This window comes from Gardnerella sp. KA00288, assembly GCF_049244085.1.
GTDB lineage: Bacteria > Actinomycetota > Actinomycetes > Actinomycetales > Bifidobacteriaceae > Bifidobacterium > Bifidobacterium greenwoodii.
The window spans coordinates 348,841-369,863 of the sequence record NZ_CP058373.1; the positions used below are offsets into that span (position 1 = coordinate 348,841).

The 21,023-nt window shown below is 43.8% G+C and carries 17 protein-coding genes; all 17 read left to right on the plus strand.

Translation table 11 applies throughout. The features are described 5' to 3' along the window. Positions 1-34 precede the first annotated feature (34 nt). The 17 genes from HXT52_RS01245 to fusA all read left to right on the plus strand — a co-directional run bounded on the left by HXT52_RS01245 (position 35) and on the right by fusA (position 20,869). Positions 35-769, plus strand: coding sequence for a hypothetical protein (locus HXT52_RS01245; protein WP_421776015.1), 735 nt, complete (start codon positions 35-37; stop codon positions 767-769). Between the two features lie 206 nt (positions 770-975). Then, on the plus strand, positions 976-2,313 hold the full coding sequence (gene glnA / locus HXT52_RS01250; RefSeq protein WP_004127624.1) for a type I glutamate--ammonia ligase: 1,338 nt from the start codon (positions 976-978) through the stop codon (positions 2,311-2,313). 320 nt (positions 2,314-2,633) lie between these two features. Then, the gene (gene mraZ / locus HXT52_RS01255; RefSeq protein WP_421776016.1) at positions 2,634-3,485 is read left to right on the plus strand and encodes a division/cell wall cluster transcriptional repressor MraZ; all 852 of its coding nucleotides are present in this window, start codon (positions 2,634-2,636) and stop codon (positions 3,483-3,485) included. Then, positions 3,485-4,510, plus strand: a complete 1,026-nt coding sequence (rsmH, locus tag HXT52_RS01260; protein ID WP_421776017.1) for a 16S rRNA (cytosine(1402)-N(4))-methyltransferase RsmH — start codon at positions 3,485-3,487, stop codon at positions 4,508-4,510. Before mraZ ends, rsmH begins: the two co-directional genes overlap by 1 nt. Before the next feature lie 2 nt (positions 4,511-4,512). Beyond that, on the plus strand, positions 4,513-5,139 hold the full coding sequence (locus tag HXT52_RS01265) for a hypothetical protein (protein ID WP_004136828.1): 627 nt from the start codon (positions 4,513-4,515) through the stop codon (positions 5,137-5,139). Beyond that, the gene (locus HXT52_RS01270) at positions 5,139-6,980 is read left to right on the plus strand and encodes a peptidoglycan D,D-transpeptidase FtsI family protein (RefSeq protein ID WP_410314477.1); all 1,842 of its coding nucleotides are present in this window, start codon (positions 5,139-5,141) and stop codon (positions 6,978-6,980) included. Before HXT52_RS01265 ends, HXT52_RS01270 begins: the two co-directional genes overlap by 1 nt. 42 nt (positions 6,981-7,022) lie before the next feature. Then, positions 7,023-7,970 carry a hypothetical protein gene (locus HXT52_RS01275; protein WP_004127604.1) on the plus strand — a complete coding sequence of 316 codons (948 nt, stop codon included), beginning with the start codon at positions 7,023-7,025 and terminating at the stop codon, positions 7,968-7,970. A gap of 125 nt (positions 7,971-8,095) precedes the next feature. Continuing rightward, the gene (locus HXT52_RS01280; protein WP_421776018.1) at positions 8,096-9,730 is read left to right on the plus strand and encodes a UDP-N-acetylmuramoyl-tripeptide--D-alanyl-D-alanine ligase; all 1,635 of its coding nucleotides are present in this window, start codon (positions 8,096-8,098) and stop codon (positions 9,728-9,730) included. A gap of 31 nt (positions 9,731-9,761) precedes the next feature. Then, on the plus strand, positions 9,762-10,865 hold the full coding sequence (mraY, locus tag HXT52_RS01285) for a phospho-N-acetylmuramoyl-pentapeptide-transferase (RefSeq protein ID WP_004127598.1): 1,104 nt from the start codon (positions 9,762-9,764) through the stop codon (positions 10,863-10,865). Positions 10,866-10,888: 23 nt separating this feature from the next. Next, the gene (gene murD, locus HXT52_RS01290; RefSeq protein ID WP_421776019.1) at positions 10,889-12,481 is read left to right on the plus strand and encodes a UDP-N-acetylmuramoyl-L-alanine--D-glutamate ligase; all 1,593 of its coding nucleotides are present in this window, start codon (positions 10,889-10,891) and stop codon (positions 12,479-12,481) included. Then, positions 12,462-13,697, plus strand: a complete 1,236-nt coding sequence (locus HXT52_RS01295) for a peptidoglycan glycosyltransferase FtsW (RefSeq protein ID WP_421776170.1) — start codon at positions 12,462-12,464, stop codon at positions 13,695-13,697. The genes murD and HXT52_RS01295 overlap by 20 nt, the downstream gene beginning before the upstream one ends. Positions 13,698-13,724: 27 nt before the next feature. Continuing rightward, on the plus strand, positions 13,725-14,924 hold the full coding sequence (locus HXT52_RS01300) for a UDP-N-acetylglucosamine--N-acetylmuramyl-(pentapeptide) pyrophosphoryl-undecaprenol N-acetylglucosamine transferase (RefSeq protein ID WP_421776020.1): 1,200 nt from the start codon (positions 13,725-13,727) through the stop codon (positions 14,922-14,924). Further along, positions 14,924-16,501: a UDP-N-acetylmuramate--L-alanine ligase gene (murC, locus tag HXT52_RS01305; protein ID WP_004127584.1), complete on the plus strand. Its 1,578-nt coding sequence runs from the start codon at positions 14,924-14,926 to the stop codon at positions 16,499-16,501. Before HXT52_RS01300 ends, murC begins: the two co-directional genes overlap by 1 nt. A gap of 73 nt (positions 16,502-16,574) precedes the next feature. Then, positions 16,575-17,546 (plus strand): cell division protein FtsQ/DivIB, encoded by a 972-nt coding sequence (locus tag HXT52_RS01310; protein WP_421776021.1) that lies wholly within the window; start codon positions 16,575-16,577, stop codon positions 17,544-17,546. 305 nt (positions 17,547-17,851) lie between these two features. After that, positions 17,852-18,223, plus strand: coding sequence for a 30S ribosomal protein S12 (rpsL, locus tag HXT52_RS01315; RefSeq protein ID WP_003813881.1), 372 nt, complete (start codon positions 17,852-17,854; stop codon positions 18,221-18,223). A gap of 3 nt (positions 18,224-18,226) precedes the next feature. Then, the gene (rpsG, locus tag HXT52_RS01320) at positions 18,227-18,697 is read left to right on the plus strand and encodes a 30S ribosomal protein S7 (RefSeq protein WP_004127577.1); all 471 of its coding nucleotides are present in this window, start codon (positions 18,227-18,229) and stop codon (positions 18,695-18,697) included. A 42-nt stretch (positions 18,698-18,739) separates the two neighbouring features. Continuing rightward, complete coding sequence (fusA, locus tag HXT52_RS01325) at positions 18,740-20,869, plus strand: elongation factor G (RefSeq protein ID WP_004135467.1); 2,130 nt, start codon at positions 18,740-18,742, stop codon at positions 20,867-20,869. Positions 20,870-21,023 lie beyond the last annotated feature (154 nt).

Sequence of the window (21,023 nt, forward strand, 5' to 3'; positions counted from 1 at the left end):
ATAATTTATATTTAAAGGGGAGAAAGTAATAAAAATGTTAAATAATGGCGACGAGAGCAAAAATAATAACGATCGTAAAAATAACGATTGTAAAAATAACGAAGCTAACGATGACAATTCAGTACGCGCTTCTTTTACAGATGCTGAATTAGATAACGCGCTTGCAGGCTTTGAAAAAGAATTCCAAGAAAACGAAAATCTAAGCAACTCAAATAACGAAGATTTATTAGACGATTCCAATAGCAAAAATCAAGAAAATGATTCTATTGAAGAAGCAATGCGCGGAATCGAAGAAGCAAATTTTGAAGAAGATTTACAAGGTTTGCTTGGCAACAAAGCAAAAGTTGCAATGATAATCGCATACGTTGAGCCGGCGAAATTACTTGCGGCCTTCTGCAAAATGGCAAATGTTAGCGCCCGATGCTTTTCGGAAGAACAGGGTTCTGTTGCAGTACTGAAAAATCTTGAAGGAAACGGCCCAGAAGACGACGTGAAAAAATTTGTAGAATTCTTCTTCGGCATGGACGTAATGCTTATTACAAATCGTGCGGATAAAATAACTGCAAAAATCTACCAGGCTGTAAAAGAACCTCAAGAAATCGTTGCACCAATGGCACTAGCTGTTTGGTCAAGAGATGTTGAAGATCTTGCTATTTGCATGGAAAACGCCGATAGTCTTGAAAAACGTGGATTAGAAATGTTCAACAGTGACGACTTAAGTGACTTAGAAGCATACAAAATATTCCAAAAATACGGCAAAATAAACTAGATAATAAATATGAGCATATGATTCGCAATTCATTACGATTACGTAAATTCATTGCGTATAGCTTAGATTTGTGCAGAATATTTTGCAAGAATACACTACAATATACATAACGAGCTTATAGATTTTATAGAGCTTATAAATATTACTGCGCAAATTGGCTTAAGCTCAACATTAGCGCGGTAAAATGCTACCCAAGGGGCTGATTTATGGATAGACAACAAGAGTTTGCTCTACGTACTGTTGAAGAGCGAGACGTGCGTTTTATTCGACTCTGGTTTACGGATGTGCTTGGCACGCTTAAATCCGTTGCTATTGCCCCTGCAGAATTAGAGGCAGCGTTTGAAGAAGGCATTGGATTTGACGGCTCGGCAATAGAAGGCATGACGCGCGTTTTGGAAGACGACATGATTGTGAAGCCGGATCCATCAACCTTCCAAATTCTTCCATGGCACGGAGGCCCGGAAGGAACAGCTCGCATGTTCTGCGATGTTTTAACTCCCGACGGCGAGCCTTCGCTTGGAGACCCTCGTCACGTGCTTAAAACTGCGCTCGCAAAAGCTAAGGAAAAGGGCTTTACTTTCTACGTGCATCCGGAAATTGAGTTTTATTTGTTCGAAGCTCAAGATGATTGGTCCAAAGCTCCTGTGCCGATTGACGAAGGCGGATACTTTGATCACGTTCCTAGAAGTTCGGCAATGGATTTCCGCCGCAATGCTGTAAGCATGCTGGAGCAGATGGGCATTTCTGTAGAGTACTCACATCACGAAGGTGGACCTGGTCAAAACGAAATCGACTTGCGTTACGCTGATGCGCTTACTACCGCGGATAATATTATGACTTTCCGCACTGTAGTCAAGGAGATTTCGCTTGAGCGCGGAATATACGCAAGCTTTATGCCAAAGCCGCTAACCGATCAGCCGGGATCTGGCATGCATACTCATTTGAGTTTGTTCGAGGGAGATACGAACGCTTTCTATGAGGCTGGTCAAGAGTTTAATATGTCTCTTATTGCGCGTCAGTTTGCGGCAGGTATTTTGCACCACGCTTCGGAAATTTGCGCTGTAACCGATCAGTATGTGAACTCTTATAAGCGCTTGTGGGGTGGGGCGGAAGCTCCTAGCTACGTGTGCTGGGGTCATAGCAACCGTTCCGCGCTTCTTCGTGTGCCGCAGTACAAGCCTGGTAAGGGTAATTCTTGCCGAATGGAATTTCGCGCTTTGGATCCTGTGGCGAACCCATATCTTGCTTACTCTGTGCTTTTGGCTGCAGGCTTGGATGGCATTGAAAAGCAAATGACTTTGTGCGATCCAACAAGTGATGACGTGTGGGAGCTTACTGATGCTGAGCGTCAGGCAATGGGAATTCAGCCATTGCCAGAATCCTTGGACGAGGCTTTGAAGATTATGGAGCGCTCGGACTTTGTGGCAAGCGTATTAGGCGAGCATGCTTTTGAGTATTTCTTGCGTAATAAGCATCAGGAATGGGAAGAGTACCGCCGACAGGTTACGCCTTTCGAGCTGGAGAAGTATTTGCCGCGCTTGTAGCTATAATCGCTCTTGCGCTTTTTGGTGCTTTTTAGCACTTAAGAGACCCTCGTGCAGTAAACGTTCTGCGCGAGGGTCTTATTTTGCTTGTTTTGGGACACTGCTGCAGTTTGCGTTCTGCGCGAGTGTCTCATTTTGCTTGTTTTGGGACACTGCTGCAGACGTCGCGCTGCGCGAGTGTCTCATTTTTATTTCTGGTGGTGCTTTTTTGAAAAAAAATCAAAAATTTTGCAAAAAAGTGGGGATTTTTGGGGAGGAATGGGGTAAAATGGTGACTAACGTGCAAATGGCATAGTGTGCGTTGATTTAGGAGGTGGAGTATGGCACGTCGTGCTGCTAATAAGCAACCGCGGAATAAAGCCAATTCTGCCTCTGTGCATTCCGTAAATCAGGCTGGTTTCTCCACTGAATCTGATATGTCTCAGCAAACGCAGATGCCACTGCAAGCTGAACCCACGCAGATTCCGACGTCATATGTTCAGCCTGTTCAACCTCAGTATTCGCAGCAAGCTCAGGGCTCTTACGGAGTGTCTTCAACTTCTATGCCAGCTGTTCAGCAAGCAATTCAAGCGCCGACATTCACCTCCACTCCATCCGGTGCTTATAATTCAGCTACTCAAGCTGCAGCTATGCCAATTGCACCGTTCTCTAATGTTCAGCAGCCAGTTCAGCAGCCAGTTCAGCCAATGCAGCAGCCTGTTCAGTATGTGCAAAATCCTGCTGTTTCGCCATTAGCTCCTATTTTGCTTGGAACTTACACTCCGAAAATCGACGATAAGGGTCGCGTGGCTCTTCCTGCAAAATTCCGCGCTCAACTTGGAAGCGGTTTTGTTATGGCTCGTGGCCAAGAGCGTTGCGTTTACGTGCTTCCAATGACTGAGTTTCAGCGCATGACCACGCAAATTCAGCGCACTTCTATGAGCAATAAGTCTGCTCGTGATTATTTGCGCGTCTTTCTTTCTGGCGCTGTTGACGAAGAGCCAGATAAGCAAGGTCGTATTGTTGTGCCGACAATGCTTAGGGATTACGCCAGTTTAGGTAACGAAATCGTTGTTATTGGTGTTGGTACGCGTGCTGAAATTTGGAATAAGTCGGCTTGGGAAGCTTATCTTGCTGATCGTGAGCAAGGTTATTCCGATATTGCTGACGATGTACTTCCGGCGGTGATGTAATGCAAGATATTACAACCATACACGCCCCGGTTTTATTGCAAGATTGCGTCGATTTAGTAACTCCTGCTTTGCAGCATAAAGACGCGGTTGTAGTGGATTGCACACTAGGTCTTGCCGGCCATGCTACAGCATTTCTTAAAGCAGCTCCTTTTGCAACTCTTATTGGAATTGATCGAGATTCTGAGGCGCTGTCTTTAGCTACAGAACGCATGCGTAACGAAGGTTTGGAAAATCGTTTTATTCCGGCTCACGCAGCTTTTGACGAAATTGACTCAGTCTTAAACGCGCATAATATTGATTCAATTGACGCAGCTTTTATGGATTTGGGTCTTTCTAGCCTGCAAATTGACGAAGCAGATCGCGGCTTCTCCTACTCTCACGACACCGCTCTTGATATGCGTATGGATACTACGCAATCTACTACTGCGGCAACGATTTTAGCAACATATGATGCTCGCGAATTAACTAAAATTTTCCGTGAGTATGGAGAAGAGCGTTTTGCGTCTCTTATTGCGCGTCGAATTGTTGAAACTCGCGAAGACCAGCCTCTTTTAACTTCCCTACAGTTTGTTCGTTTAGTTGACGACGTGATTCCTAAGGCTCACCGTGCTGCCGGAAATCCAGCTAAGCGCGTGTTCCAAGCTTTGCGTATTGAAGTAAATGGTGAGTTAGATAAGCTTCAGCGTACGCTTCCAAAGATTGCTTTGCGTCTTCGTGAACGTGGTCGTCTTGTAGTTGAGTCTTACCATTCTTTGGAAGACACAACTGTTAAGCGCTTTATGAATAAGGGCTTAACAGTTGACGTTCCAGCGAATATGCCTGTTATTCCTGAAGATGCTCAGCCTTTCTTTAAGTCTCTTACAAGAGGCGCAATGAAAGCATCTAAAGAGGAGATTGAGCATAATACTCGCTCTTCTTCAGTTCGTTTGCGCGCTGTTGAATTGTGCCGTCCTATTACTAATCGTTGGCTTAATAGGCTTAAAGATGAAGCTTATGGCTTAGAGCCTCGTAAAGGAGGCCGATAAAAATGGTATTGAATACTAAAAATCGCGTATTGCGTTCGGCTTCTTCTACTTCCGCTCCTGCAGGTCGTGTTAAGGATTCGTCAACTCGTAAAGATTATTCGCGAAATTCCTCCACAGCAGTATTTGGTGCTGCTAAGCGTCAAACTTCCGTGGTTCTTAATCGTTTGCAGAAAGTTATGAACTGGAGTAATACGCGCAAAGTTCCAATCATAAATTTCATGATTATTGTGATTTTCATGGTTGTGACTTTGTCTACTTCGCTTATGCTTCGTACGCAAATGGCTGAGCTTTCTTTTGAGCAGACTGCTACGCAATCTCGTATTTCACGCTTGCGTCAAGATGTTGAGGCTAAGCAAGCAAAGCTCGATACTTTGGATGCTGAGCTTCCTTCGAAAGCGCAACGCATGGGGATGATTCCGCAGCAAGGTTCTATTGCGATTGATTTAAGTGATTATGCGGCTAAACGAAAGCATAATCAAAAGAACAAAAAAGAAGTTCCAAAAAATAATAATTCGCAAAATAATACGCAGGATAAAGCTAAAAACAAAACTAAAAATAAACCTAAAAACAAAACTAAAGAACAGCAACAAAAACAACAGTCACAACAAACAAAACAGGAGAAACATTGATGCGCCACATTTTTAAACAACGTTTCGCCAAAGAACAAAACTTTGTTCGTAAATGCGCTGTTATTGCTATAGTTTTCGCTTTCATAGGCATTTGTGCCATTGCAAAGCTTAGCTATATTCAGCTAATTAACGCACGCTCTACTGCACAGGCAGCTCAAGCAGAACGCAGCAGAGTGCGCCCAATTCTTGCTCGTCGTGGCAAAATTTTGGATGCAAATGGTGCTGTTCTTGCACAAAGCGTTGAGCGATTCAATATTATTGGAGACCCTCTTAACGCTCAGGCTTTTAAGCCTACGCCATGCACTAAGCAGACTGAAGATAATTGCCATATGCTAAATGGTAAGCCGGTAGAGGGTACGGGCGCTGTGGCGGTTGCTCGTTTGCTCGCTCCGATTCTTCATATGAGTTCTGTAGAGCTTGGAGGAAAATTAGCTGGCGTTGGTCGTTACGTTTTGTTGAAGCGTAACGTAACTCCTGCAGTTAAGCGCGCTATTGACAATCTTAATCTTTCCGGATGCATTTACGCAGAAAATAGCAGCGAGCGCGTGTATTCTAGTGGCCCAATTCTTGGTTCTGTAATTGGTGCAGTTTCGAATGCGGATGAAGTTAATCGTAAAGATTTAAAGGATCGCAAGGGTGAAGTTGGTGTTTCTGGACTTGAGCTAACTCATGACTCCACCTTAAACGGTGTAGACGGTTACCAGCGTTACCAAGGAAATAACGTTGGAAATGAGAAGATTCCAGGAACTGTAACAGAATCTAAGCCTGCTGTAAACGGCAGTGATATTAAGCTTACTATTGATAGCGATGTTGATTGGTATGTTAAGAAGGTTCTTCTTGACGGAAAGAAACAATATCGTGCAGCATGGGGTGTTGCAGTAGTTCAGGATGTTCGAACTGGCGAAATTCTAGCTTTGGAAGATACTGACGATATTAAAGCCGGTAGCACGCAATCCAAAGTAAACGTGTCTCGCGCAGTAAGTCAAACATTTGAACCTGGTTCTATTGGTAAGGCTTTTGCAATGTCTGGTATGTTGCAAACCGGCGCTCACAAGCTTAGCGATCAGTTTGCTGTTCCTAACAGCATTAATAAGAATGGCCAAACATATCACGATGCTGTTGATCATGGTGTTGAACATTGGACTTTGGCTGGTATTCTTGCTGAATCTTCAAACGTTGGTATGGTTATGGCCGGCGAAAAGTATCCATTAGATAAGCGTTACGAATACCTTTATAAGTTTGGTCTCGGTCAGTATACCGGATTGAATTTGCAGGGTGAATCTCGCGGTTTGCTTCCTAGCATGCAATCTTGGGATGGTCGTAAGAAAGATACTGTTCTATTCGGCCAAGGTTATGCTGTGAACGCTTTGCAGCTTACTAACGCTATGGCAACTATTGCTAATAAAGGCGTGAAGTTGCGTCAAACTTTGATTAAGTCTGTTATTGATTCTAACGGTCATGTGACTAAAGCTGGGCGTGCTCAAGGAACGCGAGTTATTGATGAGAATGTTGCAGCTCAAATGATGAACGCTCTTGAAAACTCAGGCGAGCATTATCACCGTTTTGCAGGTGTTGATGGCTACCGTGTTGCTGCAAAGAGTGGTACTGCAGAAGTTGCTGGACCTGATGGCCGTCTTAGCTCCACAATTAGCGACTGGTCTGGCGCTATTCCGGCGGATAATCCTCGATTCATCGTAACCGTTGTGCTAAAAGATCCGCAAGGCGTTTACGGTGGTATGACTGCAGGCCCATTGTTCAAGACAATCGGCGAATTCCTTATGCAAAAGTACGATGTTCCAACTTCTGCTGCACGCACGAACCCTGTTGCGGTAAATTGGTAATGAGCGCATTACAATGTTGTTTAATACTAAGTAGGGTGTGCAATGAATGTGGTTGATGAATATTCAAGAGTAAGAGTTACTTTAGGTTTTGCTGCAAAAAACTATGGTTTTGAAGTTGTTCCAGCGTTTGCATCTGAGGTAACTGTTACTTCTATTGCTCATGATGTGCGTCAAGTGCATCCTGGTTGCCTGTTTGTGCCGCTCGGCCACGTTGATCGTCGTCAACTTGAGGCTGCTAGAGATGCTGGAGCGTATGCTGCGCTAGTTCCACCGGAGTTTCGTAATGAAGCTGTGGATTTAGGAATACCGCTACTTGTATCTTCTGCTAATCCTGTTGCTCTTGGAAAGCTTGCTTGCGATATTAATTTCGATCCTTCTTCTTGCATTGCAACTTTTGCTGTTGCAGGTGACGATGATGATGAAATTCATGCTAATGTTTTGCGACTGGCAGACTTTCTACACATGCTTGGTAATCCTGTTGGTGTTATTAGTGACGCCGGTTCGTCTTCTTTGCAGCGTGAACTTTCGCTGGAATATCCGTTAAATATTGCTGATGTTCAGCATACTCTGTCAGTTTGTGCAGAAGATGGTGCTGCTGCAGTAGTTATTGCACTTAATAGCGCGACTTTGTCGAAAAATGCGTTGCAGTCGGTAAATATTGACGTTTTAGGCGCGGAGAAATCTCAAGTAGACGACGACTCTAAGTCAACTACAAAGTCAAATACCAAGTCAACTAACAATGCCACTACAACTGCAACTGACAATATAAGTTTTTATTCTTTGCGACAACGCTACGGTTTTAGTAGCAGAGATCACTCGTATTGCGTTACAAGATCTACTGAATCTGACGAATTAGCGCAATTAGCAGACGAAATTGGCGGACAAAATATTAAGCGTCATCTTTCACTAGCAATCGCAATGGTATTGGCTGCTGGAGTGCGTCGTGGAACTATTAAAAGCGCATTGCGTGTTTCTCACGAATTGCGTTAAATAGGTAGTTTGCGCATGCGTTTTAGTTGTGCAAACTAATTTGAGCGGATGTTTTAGACTTGGATTTTGGACTTTGGATTTGGGCTTTGAGTGTTTTAAGCATGCGGAGCATTTAGGAGGATTTTATGAGTTGTGATCAAAACCATGAGGCAATTAGTGAAGCGAAGACTCAAAATAGCATGATGCCTATGAGTGTTTTTGAAATTGCTTCTGCAGTCAATGGCACTGTGCATGTTAGTAATCAAAATAATTCCTCTAATACAAAGCAAGAAAACATTACTGCTACATCCGTTTTTACTGATTCTCGTGAAGTTCGTGAAGGATCCGTTTTTGTTGCAATCGCTGGTGAACATGTTGACGGTCACGACTATGTAGAAAACGCTGAAAAATCTGGGGCCGTATTAGCAATTGTTGAGCATTTTGTAAAAGACGTTTATATTACTCAGATTGTTGTTAAAAATTCCGTTGAAGCTTTAGGATTGCTTGCTAAACATAATTTGCAGCGTCGACGCGAATTACAGCAGCCGTTTACAATTGTTGGGATTACTGGTTCTGTTGGAAAAACAACAACTAAAGATATGCTTAAGTCATTGCTTAGCACTTTGGGCGAAACTGTTGCTCCTGTTGGATCTTTTAATAACGAAATCGGCTTGCCTTTAACCTCTTTAAAAGTTGGCCCATCTACTAGATTCTTAGTAGCAGAAATGGGTGCTAACCATGTTGGCGAAATCGCGAATTTAACAAAAATTGCTCCACCAGATATTGCGGTTGTGCTTAAAGTTGGTGTTGCTCACTTAGGGGAGTTTGGTTCAGTTGAGCGCATTGCTCAGGCAAAAAGTGAGATTGTGCAAGGGCTTGTGCCGCATGGTATTGCAGTGTTAAACGCAGACGATTTTAGGGTTTTTGCAATGAGTAATCTTGCAGACAAAGATCATGTTCGTTACTTTGGCAGAAATCTTAAAAATGGTTTGCTTGAATCAGCTCCTAAAAGCGAGTATCAACTTTGTGCGAGTTGCGTAGAACTTGATTCTTTTGGAAAGCCAACTTTTACGCTTAGCGAATACGAAAAATCTTCTGAAAAATCTTCTGAAGATTCTTCTAAAATAACGAATAAAACGCAAGTTCATCTTGCTATACAAGGCGAGCATAATGTTATGAACGCTCTTGCTGCAGCAAATGTTGCTCGCTATTTTGGTATGCCTTTAGAAAATATTGCGGATGTTCTTGGCAAAGTTTCACATATTAGTCCGCATCGCATGCAGCTTAGTACCGTTTCTTATGATGGCAAAGAGTTTACGCTTATTGATGATTCTTTTAACGCTAACCCTGATTCTATGAAAGCTGGACTTGACGGCTTATGCGCTTACGAAAGTAAAGACAATTCAAAGAAGTCTAATGTTTTTAGAATTGCTGTTTTAGGTTCAATGCTTGAACTCGGCAAAAATGAGTGCGAATTGCACGAAAATATTGGCTCATATGCTGCTAAGTCAAATGTTGATGCTGTTATAGCTGTTGGCTCAAAGACGGATTCTGATTTAGACAATTTAGCCCAGTGTATTGTAGACGGCGCTCGCAATTCTTGGGAAAATAAAAAGCTTTCAGCCAATGATGCAGTGCATTTAGCGCATAGCTCTTATGAGGCTAATGAACTTGTTTGGAAGATTGTGGCCGACCATCCGAGTAGTGTTGTGTTATTGAAAGGTTCGCATGCGTCAGGATTAAGTGTGTTGGCTGAACGTTGGGCCAGTATTAATAAGTAGTGCAAACGGAATATAAAACGGAGGTTAAGCGGTGATTGCGCTTATTATCGGAATTGTTGTGTCGCTAGTTGTGACGATTATAGGCACGCCTCTTCTTATTCGTTTGGTGCACCGCTTGCATTATGGGCAGTACATTCGTCAGGATGGTCCGCAATCTCATTTAGTAAAGCGCGGAACTCCAACTATGGGCGGTGTTGTTATTAATCTTGCCGTTGTTGCAGGCTGGGCTGCTTCTGCACTTTACCGTTACATGGCTGTTGGAAGGGCACCTTCCTGGTCTGCCGTTTTAGTGCTTTTTGCCATGCTTTCTATGGGTTTGCTTGGCTTCATTGACGATTTTGCTAAGGTTAGAAAAAAGCAGAATCTTGGTCTTTCTGTGCATGCTAAATTCATTGGGCAGATTGTTTTTGCAAGTATTTACGCTATTCTTGCTTTGCTTCTTCCAACGCAATCTGGTATTGCTAGTGCTCAGCCTGGAATGAGTTTTATTGAGCGACCATTCTTTGATTTTTCAATACTCGGTAAGGGCGTTGGAATTGTTGTGTTTATTATTTGGGTGAATTTCCTAGTTGCTGCATGGTCTAATGCTGTAAATTTGACCGATGGTCTTGATGGCTTAGCTTCTGGCTCTTCTATGATTGCTTTTGCAGGTTACGCTTTGATTGCTTTTTGGGAAAGCTACCATGTGCGCGGCGGCGGTCATTTTGGCTTCTCTTACGCTGTTTCTGATCCTCTTGATTTAACTATTATTTCCGTTTGTGCAGCTGTTGCATGCTTCGGTTTCTTGTGGTTTAATTCCAATCCTGCTCAAGTATTTATGGGAGACACTGGCTCTCTTGCGTTGGGTGGCTTGTTTGCTGCTATTTCTATTGCTACGCACACAGAGTTTTTGGCAGTAATTTTGGGCGGACTGTTCGTAATGGAAGCTGCAAGTGATGTTATTCAGGTTGGCTTCTTTAAAGCAACGCATAAACGCGTTTTCAAAATGGCTCCTATTCATCATCATTTTGAATTGCTCGGTTGGACGGAAACAAAGGTTGTTGTGCGTTTTTGGATGATTGAGCTTATGTTTGTTCTTTCTGCGCTTATGATGTTCTACGCGGATTGGGCAGGTCGTTCTGGATTGCTTATTTAATATAAAAATTGGAAGGCTTCAATATGAGTACTCTTAAGAGTTCTGATTCGTCTGTTTCACTATCATCATGCGAGTGCAGTAGCACGTTTACGTTCAAAAATGTTCTTGTTGCAGGCCTCGGTGTTTCTGGACGTGGAGCTGTTGAAGTTTTGCGAGCTGTTGGGTCTAATCCTATAACTGCAGACGAAAAAAAGCCTGAAGCTGATATTCATAATTTTGAAGAAATTAACTGGTCTAAAATAGACGCTGTGGTGACTTCTCCGGTTTTTAATCCGCGTACACCATTTTTGCAAGAAGCTCAATCGTATAATATTCCAGTAATGAGCGAAGTTGAATTAGCGTGGCGTTTGCGCGTTCCTTCTAAGCGCACAAATAAACCTGCTTATTGGATTGGTATTACCGGAACTAATGGCAAAACTTCCACTACAGAAATGACTTCAGCAATGCTAACCGCTTGTGGATTAGATGCTCCAGCTGTGGGAAATATTGGAAAATCTGTTTCTCATGCAGCATTGGAAGCTAATCACGACGCTTTATGTGTTGAATTAAGCTCTTTCCAGTTGCATTTTACTGATTCTTTAGCTCTTGATTGTGCTGCTATTACAAATATTGCTGCCGATCATTTAGATTGGCATGGTGGCATGGAAGCTTATGCTCACGACAAGTCAAAAGTTTTTAATAACGTTCGCAAAGCTTTAGTTTATAATGCTCAAGATGAAAGAGTTAAAGCATTAGCTCAGGCTGCAAAAGTAGCTTCGGGCTGCAAGCGTATTGGATTTACTTTAAGTGAGCCTTCTTTGGGAGAGCTTGGTGTTAAAGACGGTTGGATTGTTGATAACAGCGGTGTTGCTGGAGGAGATCCTGGAGTATTGAAGCGTATTGTTGCTTTACGTGATTTGCGTCATTTATGCGAGCCAGATGGCACAGTTTACCCGCATTTGTTGGCTGACGCTCTTACAGCATTGGCTTTAGCTCTTGGCTTAACTGGAAACGTTGATTCTTCAGTTCGTGCTTTATGTGAGTTTGCTCCAGGCGGGCATCGAATTCAAACTGTTGCAACTTTTAAGGCTCAAGATTGCAATCCTTCGCATTCTATTCGATTCGTTGATGATTCTAAAGCAACTAATGCTCACGCTGCAGCAGCGTCTTTAGCAAGTTTTGCTAATAATTCTGTAGTTTGGATTGCTGGCGGCTTGGCAAAAGGCGGTCATTTTGAAGATTTAATTGCAAACCAACTTCATGTGATTAAAGCAGTTGTTGTTATTGGAGTAGACCAGCGTCCGATTGTTGAAGCTCTTCATAATTCTGCTCCAAATATTCCTGTAACTATTGTTGCTCCAGACGGTTCTAGTGCTGAATCGTATAATGGTATTGACGATGCGGTTTGCGAGCGAATTGAGCATAATTCACTTATAAATGCTGATTCTTCATTCGGTGAAGCTGTTATGCAAAAAACTGTAGAAGCTGCCGGGCGTTACGCTAAGCCTGGTGATGTTGTGCTTCTTGCTCCAGCATGTGCTTCTATGGATCAATTCGTTTCGTATGCTGATCGTGGAAATCGCTTTGCTGAAGAATCTCAACGATGGGTACACAATCATGGTATTAAACAACAATAAGCCGATTAAGTGGTTGCGCTCATTAGTGCACAAAAAAAGTGGTGAAGATCAAGGCCAAGATTTAGCGCTTAAGCATTATCTTGGATGGAAAAGTTTAACAAATCCTCTGTGGTGCTTATACGGAATGAGAATATCGGTAATTATTTTATCGATATTTGGCTTATTTATGGTATTTTCTAGCTCCTCGGTAACAATGATTACTTACGGAGTTGCACCTTGGGGGCAGGGTATAAACCAAACTCTTTACTGCATTTTGGGCATGACTGGCTATATTTTTGCTTCTCGCGTGCCTGTTTCGTACTACAGAAAATATGTTGCGATTATTTATGCTGTTGCGGCCGTAGCTCAGTTTTTAACCTTTGTGCCAGGTTTGCGTCGAGAGGTTAACGGTAACGCGGGATGGATTGCTGTTGGCCCTATTACTTTGCAACCTGCAGAAATCACAAAACTATCTTTGTGTATTTGGCTTCCAATCGCACTTCTTGCCGCAAAAGAAGCGTATAAGCGTGTTCAAATGCGAGCCTATATTCCCGCCGCATCCGGATTAGGCGTATCTTTGCTGCTAGTTATTGCCGGTAAAGATCTTGGTACTGCTTTAATTATTATTCTTATTGCTCTTATAGCTTTCTATTTAGGTGGATTTCCAACCAAATGGCTTGTTGGAAGCATATTTATTGCTTGCATAATGGTTGCTCTTTTGGTTTTAACAAGTCAAAATCGTATGCGAAGAATTCTAGCAACATTGCACGGTTGCGACTCTAAAGCAGCTAAAGGCGTGTGCTTCCAAGCAATTCACGCACAATACGCAATGGCTTCCGGAGGACTCTTAGGCGTTGGTATTGGTAACTCGCGCGAAAAATGGAATTATTTACCTTACGCTCATAACGATTTTATTTTTGCAATTATTGGCGAAGAAATGGGATTTTTGGTTGCGGCTGCAGTAGTTATTTTGTACATAATAATCGGCTGGTGCATGCTTTCTTCCGCGCTTCAAGCAAAATCTAAGTTTATTTCAATAACTTTAATGTGCATAGCAACGTGGATTGTAGGTCAAGGCTTAGTTAATATTCTTGTAGTAGTGCAACTATTGCCGGTTATGGGAGTTCCTATGCCGTTTGTGTCTGCAGGCGGATCTTCGCTTGTTATGTGTTTGGTTGCAGTAGGAGTCGCTGATGGTCTTATGCGAGCAAACCCACAGCTTAAAATGGAAAAATAGTAGCACAATTGAAGAATCGGGGAAATAATGAATCAAACTAATGCTAATCAGAAAGAAGTGCATATTGTGCTTGCAGGAGGGGGAACTGCAGGACATGTTAATCCACTACTTTCTGTTGCGGACGCATTAAAACGTATGGAACCAAACGCTCATATTAGCGTAATTGGTACAGCTGTTGGATTGGAAAAAGATCTTGTTCCAGAAGCAGGATACGAACTTGACACTATAGAAAAAGTGCCTTTTCCTAGAAAACCAAATCTTGACGCACTAAAATTCCCTTTGCGTTGGATTAAAGAAACGCGCAAAGTTCAAAATATTTTATTAAAACGAAAGACAGATATTGTAGTTGGCTTCGGCGGCTACGCTTCTGCTCCAGTCTATTTTAAAGCTCATTCTAAGCATATTCCTATTGTGATTCACGAGCAGAACGCTAAAGCCGGAATGGCAAATAAACTAGGCGCTAAATGGGCTGAAGAAATAGGAACTGTGTACAATACCACTGGTTTGCGCGCAAAAAACGGTGTTGAAGCAAAAAGAGTAGGATTGCCGCTTCGCCCTGCTATTTCTACATTGTGCAAAAAACTAGAAGAAGATAGAGGATCGGCTGCAGTCGAAGGAGCTTGCAAGCTTGGATTAGATCCAAAGCGACCAATTATTTTGGTAACTGGAGGCTCTTTAGGAGCAAAAAGCATTAATCTGGCTGTGGCTAAAGCTTCTAAAGAAATTTTGCAGCATGCGCAAGTCATACATTTAACTGGTCGCGCAAAAGCGGAAGAAGTGCGAAGCATAGTTGCAAAGCAAGTAGGTGAATCGCAAATAAACGATATTAATCCAAATCATGCTGGATTAGGTGATTATCATATTGCGGAATATTTAGAGCGTATTGACTGGGCTTTTGCTTGTGCAGACTTGGTTATTTGCAGGGCTGGAGCTGGAACTGTTGCCGAAATTTCCGCTTTAGGATTGCCTGCAGTTTATGTGCCGCTTCCTATTGGTAACGGTGAGCAGCGTTTTAATGCTGAGCCGGTTGTAAAAGCTGGCGGTGCGGTTATGGTAAACGATTGCGATTTTAGCGCTCAATGGTTAAATCTTGAAGGAATAGCTTTATTAGAAGATAGTAAGCGTTTGCAAAATATGCGAAAAGAATCATGGAATTATGGTATTCGTAACGCGGCAGACGTTATGGCAAAGCGTATTCTTGAAATCGCAAAAGGAAGCAGAAAATAATGTCGAATGTTAATAATAATGCGGATTTGCTATGCTCTAAAATCACTCTAAATCCAATAAAAGCTGCATTTGAAGATTCTAAAAACGCATCCACTCTTGGAAGAGTGCATTTTATTGGCATTGGTGGAGCAGGAATGAGTGTTCTTGCGGAAATGCTTCACGAAGAAGGCGTAAGTGTTAGCGGATGCGACCGCGAAGAAAACGATCACACAAAGCGTTTGGAAGAATTAGGTATTTCGGTAGAAATTGGTCAAAACGCTTCTCATGTTGAGAGTGCAGATGTGCTTGTGTATTCAAGCGCAATTAAGCCGAATAATCCAGAAATTGTGGCAGCTTACGCCAATGGTGTAAAACTCGTGCATAGAAGCGATATTCTTGCGCTACTTCTTGCCTCAAAAACTGGGGTTACTGTTGCAGGAGCTCACGGTAAAACAACTACAAGCTCGCTTCTTTCTCACATACTAAGCGTTGCTGGAACTGGAGAACTTTCAGATCCAAGCTACGCGATTGGCGGATCAATACAGGCTGCAGATGGCACTGTTATTGATGGCGGTCATGCAGGTAAGGGAAGCGTTATGGTTGCTGAAGCTGACGAATCAGACGGAAGCTTTGAAAAATATCGCCCGAGTATTGCAATCGTAACAAATGCTGAAGCGGATCACTTAGATCATTACGGTTCTAGCGAACGTTACCGTGAAGCTTTTGTTGAGCACGTAAGTCACGCTATTGATCACGTAATAATTTGCGCTGATGACGAAGGTGCTAGAAAAGTTCTTGAAAAAATGTCGGATGAAACTTTGCGCGCAACAATTGCTTACGGTGCTTACGATTCGTGGGCTTCAACTAGCGCTCGCGTGCAAAATTTGGCGCAGTTTGCTGGTATTAAGCATGAAAGCGAGCAGGCTGTAAGTGGGCGAGAAGTATTTACGCTTGTTTTGCCTGGTAATATTGCTGGAAATATTGCCGGAAATGCTGGAAAAATAGAGGATTCAGTAAGCTTAGAAGTTAGTTTGTTAATTCCAGGATTGCACAATGCGCGTAACGCTTCGGCTGCTATTATTGCTGCAGTATTGCTTGGAATGAAGCCGGAAGATGCGGCTCGTGGTGCTCAAAGTTTTAGGGGAGCTTCTAGGAGATTCGATATTCGAGGATGCGTTAACGGTGTTACTGTTGTTGACGATTATGCGCATCATCCAACGGAAATTGAAGCTTTACTTCGTGCTGCTAGAAGACGCTATACTTCAGCGAAATTGCGTGTGCTGTTCCAGCCGCATTTGTTCTCTAGGACTCGTGCTTTTGCCAGTGAGTTTGCTAATGCTTTGGCCTTGGCTGACGATGTGATTGTTACTGGCATTTTTCCAGCTCGCGAAAAGCAGGAAGATTTTCCTAATATTCATGCAGAAACTATTGTTGAGGCTGCAAAATCGCAGAATCTCAATGTACAAATTGAGGCTGTGGAAAATATGCGTGAGGCTGCGTTGAAACTGGCTGCGCGCGCAAAATTCGGAGATGTTCTTCTCACTGTTGGTGCTGGAAGTATTACTGATATGACGTCTGTTATGCTAGAAGCGTTGTAAAAATAATTTACGAAGTAGTAAGAAATATCTGCTAGTCTTTAGGAAACTTAAACTTCACGAAGAAAGGAGCGGTATGGGTCGCGTGATTGTTAGTAAATCAAATGATTCTTCTGAAAATAAGCCGCATCCTCGCACTGTTAAAAGCCTTAATTTAGCAGATACGAATCCTAATCGTGAAGAAAAGCATCAGGGCAAATTTGTTGATGCTAGACGCTTGCCAGGTCTTGACTTCATAAAGAAAACGTTAAGTCAAACTTCTGGATCTTTTGGAATGATGACTCGTCCTAGAATTGTCAATTTCAAAGAGCGTTTAAAAGAACGTAAGTCCGCTTATTTGAAGTTTACGTTTAAACGTGTTTTAACTGTGATGGCTGTTATTGCAGTTCTTGCTTCGCTTTTATGGCTTCTATTTTTCTCACCGGTATTTCGTCTTCAACTAGACGATATTACTATTTCTGGTTCTAACGAATGGGTGAGTGAGCAGAAAATCGAATCGATAGCATCTACTCAAGTAGACAAATCGCTATTTTTGGTGTCTTCGCAAGAGGTAATTGGTCAGCTTAAAGATATTCCTGGCGTAACCGAAGCTAAAGTCACTAAAAATTTCCCACATAGTTTACAAATTACAGTGCGAGCTCAGCGTCCTGCAGCAATGCTTAAAACTCGCGAAAGCAGTAAGCTTACAGCTGTGGATGCAAAGGGTAGAGTTTTGAATGCCGTAGCGCAGGCATCTATTAAAGGTATTCCAGTAATCGAAGTAGGGAATATTCAACGAAGTCTAAACAATAGAGCCGTTCTTGAAGCTGTAAAAATCGTAAGCTCGCTGCCGGAATCAATGCGTGCCAGAGTTACAAAAGTTAGTGCAAAAACGCAGGATTCTGTTGAAACGGAATTTGGTGACGTAAAGCGAACTATTGTTTGGGGAAATTCTTCGCAAATTGAATTAAAAAAGGCTATTGTTGCTAAAATTATTGACGATCCAAGCAAAATAGGAGATAAACATAGGCTTGATGTTTCGGCTCCTATACGACCAATTCTTAAGTAGATTTTGCTTTGATTCTGCTTTGATTCTGCTTTGATTCTGCTTTTGAGATTTAGTTAGTGGCATTGTCAAGCTTTTGTGTATAATAGTAATTCGTGTGTGCCAACTGCATGCCTTATGTGATAGGCGTGTAGGTTGGGATATCCCAAGTGCCAAAGATAGCGCGCAGTAATGCGTGACTGGAGGCGCAAGGGCCATCGGGCCGGTGGACTGTGGCTTTTACTCTTTTAACCGATTCAGGTTTAAGGTGTGCTGCAGTGTGGCGGTTTTCACCAAACAGAACATATCAATGAATCGGAGAACTTAAGTTGCCTACGATTGAACAACTCGTCCGTAAGGGACGTCAGGCCAAGCCTAAGAAGTCAAAGACTTTGGCCTTGAAAGGTAGCCCGTTGCGTCGTGGCGTGTGCACCCGTGTGTACACCACCACTCCTAAGAAGCCAAATTCCGCGCTTCGTAAGGTTGCTCGTGTGCGCCTCAGCTCGGGTATTGAAGTAACCGCCTATATTCCAGGCGAAGGCCATAACTTGCAGGAGCACTCCATTGTGCTTGTGCGCGGTGGCCGTGTGAAGGATCTCCCAGGTGTGCGTTACCACATCGTGCGTGGCGCGCTCGATACCCAGGGTGTCAAGGACCGCAAGCAGGGTCGTTCCCTGTATGGAGCAAAGAAGGCGAAGTAAAACATGTCACGTAAAGGACCTGCAAAAAAGCATCAGTTGCTTCCTGATCCAATCTACGGCTCGACCGTCGTGGCTCAGTTGATTAACAAAATCCTTCTCGATGGTAAGAAGTCCATCGCAGAAAACATCGTCTACACCGCTCTTGAGCAGGTGAAGGCTAAGACCGAGCAGGAGCCAGTTTCTGTTTTGAAGCGCGCTCTCGATAACATTCGTCCAAGCCTCGAGGTTCGTTCCCGCCGCGTCGGTGGCGCAACCTACCAGGTTCCAGTCGAAGTTAAGCCTGCTCGTGCAAACACATTGTCCCTTCGCTGGCTTACTGACTTCTCCCGCGTTCGTCGTGAGAAGACAATGGCTGAGCGTTTGGCAAACGAAATTCTCGATGCCTCCAATGGCTTGGGTGCTTCCGTGAAGCGCCGCGAGGATACCCACAAGATGGCAGAAGCAAACAAGGCTTTTGCTCACTATCGCTGGTAATCCACAAGATAATCGGTATCTTAAAGAGCTAAGGATAAGAATATGGCACAAGATGTGCTTAACGACCTGAATATGGTTCGTAACATCGGCATCATGGCGCACATCGATGCTGGTAAGACTACTACAACCGAACGTATTCTTTACTACACTGGTAAGAATTACAAGATCGGTGAAACTCATGATGGTGCTTCTACCATGGACTTCATGGCTCAGGAGCAGGAACGCGGTATTACTATTCAGTCTGCTGCAACCACCTGCTTCTGGAAGCGTCAGACTCACGACGTTGATGACCGCTATCAGATCAACATCATCGATACCCCAGGCCACGTGGACTTCACCGCTGAGGTGGAACGTTCCCTTCGTGTTCTCGACGGTGCTGTTGCAGTCTTCGATGGTAAGGAAGGCGTGGAGCCTCAGTCTGAAACCGTGTGGCGTCAGGCAGATAAGTACAGCGTTCCACGTATTTGCTTCATCAACAAGATGGATAAGCTTGGCGCAGACTTCTACTACTCCGTCAAGACCATCAAAGAGAAGCTCGGCGCAACTCCACTCGTTATTCAGCTTCCAATCGGTGCTGAAAACGACTTCACTGGCGTTGTTGACTTGATTCGTATGAAGGCTTACGTCTGGAATGACGTTAAGGACGATATGGGTGCTCACTACGACACCGTTGACATTCCTGCAGATTTGCAGGATCGTGCAGAAGAGTATCGTGCTGAACTCATGGATCAGGTTGCTGAAGCTGACGACGAATTGGTTGAGAAGTATCTCGAAACTGGCGAACTTACTGAAGAAGAAATGCGCGCTGGTATTCGTAAGCTTACAATCGAACGCAAAGCCTTCCCTGTAACCTGCGGTTCTGCATTCAAGGATAAGGGTGTTCAGCCAATGCTGGATGCTGTTGTTGACTTCCTTCCAAGCCCAGAGGATGTTCCATCCATTAAGGGCTTCAAGCCAGGCGACGAATCCGTTGAAATTGACCGCAAGCCAGTGAACACCGATCCATTTGCAGCTTTGGTCTTCAAGATTTCCACCCATCCGTTCTACGGCAAGCTCGTGTTCGTGCGCGTTTACTCTGGCGAAGTTAAGCCAGGTGATTCCGTGTACGATTCCACCAAGTCCAAGAAGGAACGCGTTGGCAAGATCTTCCAGATGCATGCTGATAAGGAAAATCCTGTAGATTCCGCAGAAGCTGGTAACATCTACACCTTCGTTGGTTTGAAGAACGTCAGCACTGGTGATACCTTGTGCGACGAGAAGAACCCAATTTCCTTGGAATCCATGACCTTCCCAGATCCTGTTATCGAGGTGGCTGTGGAGCCAAAGACGAAGGCTGATCAGGAAAAGATGAGCTTGGCTTTGGCTAAGCTTTCTGACGAGGATCCTACCTTCCAGGTTAAGACCGATGAGGAATCCGGCCAGACTTTGATTTCCGGTATGGGCGAGCTTCAGCTTGACATTATCGTTGATCGTATGCGCCGCGAGTTCAAGGTCGAAGCGAATGTTGGTAAGCCACAGGTTGCTTACCGCGAAACCATTCGTAAGGCTGTTATGAACCAGGAATACACTCACAAGAAGCAGACCGGTGGTTCTGGTCAGTTCGCTAAGGTTTTGATGAACTTCGAGCCTCTCGACACAGAATCTGGCGAAACTTATCAGTTCGTCAACGAAGTTACCGGCGGCCACATTACCAAGGAATTCATTCCTTCTATCGACGCAGGTGTGCAGGAAGCTATGGAATCCGGCGTGTTGGCTGGCTTCCCAGTTGTGGGCGTAAAAGCAACCGTCACCGACGGTCAGACTCACGATGTCGATTCTTCGGAAATGGCCTTCAAGATTGCAGGTTCCATGTGCTTCAAGGAAGCTGCACCAAAGGCTAATCCGGTAATTCTCGAACCAATTATGGCAGTCGAAGTCCGTACTCCAGAAGAGTACATGGGCGATGTCATGGGCGATTTGAACTCTCGCCGCGGTAACATCCAGTCTATGACTGATGCAACCGGCGTTAAGGTTATTGACGCAAAGGTGCCGCTGAGCGAAATGTTCGGCTACATCGGCGATCTTCGTTCCAAGACTCAGGGCCGCGCAATGTTCACCATGCAGATGGACTCTTACGCAGAGGTCCCGAAGGCTGTTTCGGACGAGATTATTAAGGCTCAGCGCGGCGAATAAAGCGCACGCTACTTCGGTGTTTTCTGTCCCCGGTCAACGCTAGAATTTCTACGTTGACTGGGTTCTGGCACCGAAGTGGCACCTAACCCAGAAACCCAGTAAATATGTAGCGAAAGACTTTACACATTCGTGTGAAGCAAACTACGAGACGTCC

Bases quoted from the DNA above. Each gene is read 5' to 3' on its own strand.
- HXT52_RS01245 (WP_421776015.1), top strand. From the start codon at position 35: ATGTTAAATAATGGCGACGAGAGCAAAAATAATAACGATCGTAAAAAT.
- glnA (WP_004127624.1), top strand. From the start codon at position 976: ATGGATAGACAACAAGAGTTTGCTCTACGTACTGTTGAAGAGCGAGAC.
- mraZ (WP_421776016.1), top strand. From the start codon at position 2,634: ATGGCACGTCGTGCTGCTAATAAGCAACCGCGGAATAAAGCCAATTCT.
- rsmH (WP_421776017.1), top strand. From the start codon at position 3,485: ATGCAAGATATTACAACCATACACGCCCCGGTTTTATTGCAAGATTGC.
- HXT52_RS01265 (WP_004136828.1), top strand. From the start codon at position 4,513: ATGGTATTGAATACTAAAAATCGCGTATTGCGTTCGGCTTCTTCTACT.
- HXT52_RS01270 (WP_410314477.1), top strand. From the start codon at position 5,139: ATGCGCCACATTTTTAAACAACGTTTCGCCAAAGAACAAAACTTTGTT.
- HXT52_RS01275 (WP_004127604.1), top strand. From the start codon at position 7,023: ATGAATGTGGTTGATGAATATTCAAGAGTAAGAGTTACTTTAGGTTTT.
- HXT52_RS01280 (WP_421776018.1), top strand. From the start codon at position 8,096: ATGAGTTGTGATCAAAACCATGAGGCAATTAGTGAAGCGAAGACTCAA.
- murD (WP_421776019.1), top strand. From the start codon at position 10,889: ATGAGTACTCTTAAGAGTTCTGATTCGTCTGTTTCACTATCATCATGC.
- HXT52_RS01295 (WP_421776170.1), top strand. From the start codon at position 12,462: ATGGTATTAAACAACAATAAGCCGATTAAGTGGTTGCGCTCATTAGTG.
- HXT52_RS01300 (WP_421776020.1), top strand. From the start codon at position 13,725: ATGAATCAAACTAATGCTAATCAGAAAGAAGTGCATATTGTGCTTGCA.
- murC (WP_004127584.1), top strand. From the start codon at position 14,924: ATGTCGAATGTTAATAATAATGCGGATTTGCTATGCTCTAAAATCACT.
- HXT52_RS01310 (WP_421776021.1), top strand. From the start codon at position 16,575: ATGGGTCGCGTGATTGTTAGTAAATCAAATGATTCTTCTGAAAATAAG.
- rpsG (WP_004127577.1), top strand. From the start codon at position 18,227: ATGTCACGTAAAGGACCTGCAAAAAAGCATCAGTTGCTTCCTGATCCA.
- fusA (WP_004135467.1), top strand. From the start codon at position 18,740: ATGGCACAAGATGTGCTTAACGACCTGAATATGGTTCGTAACATCGGC.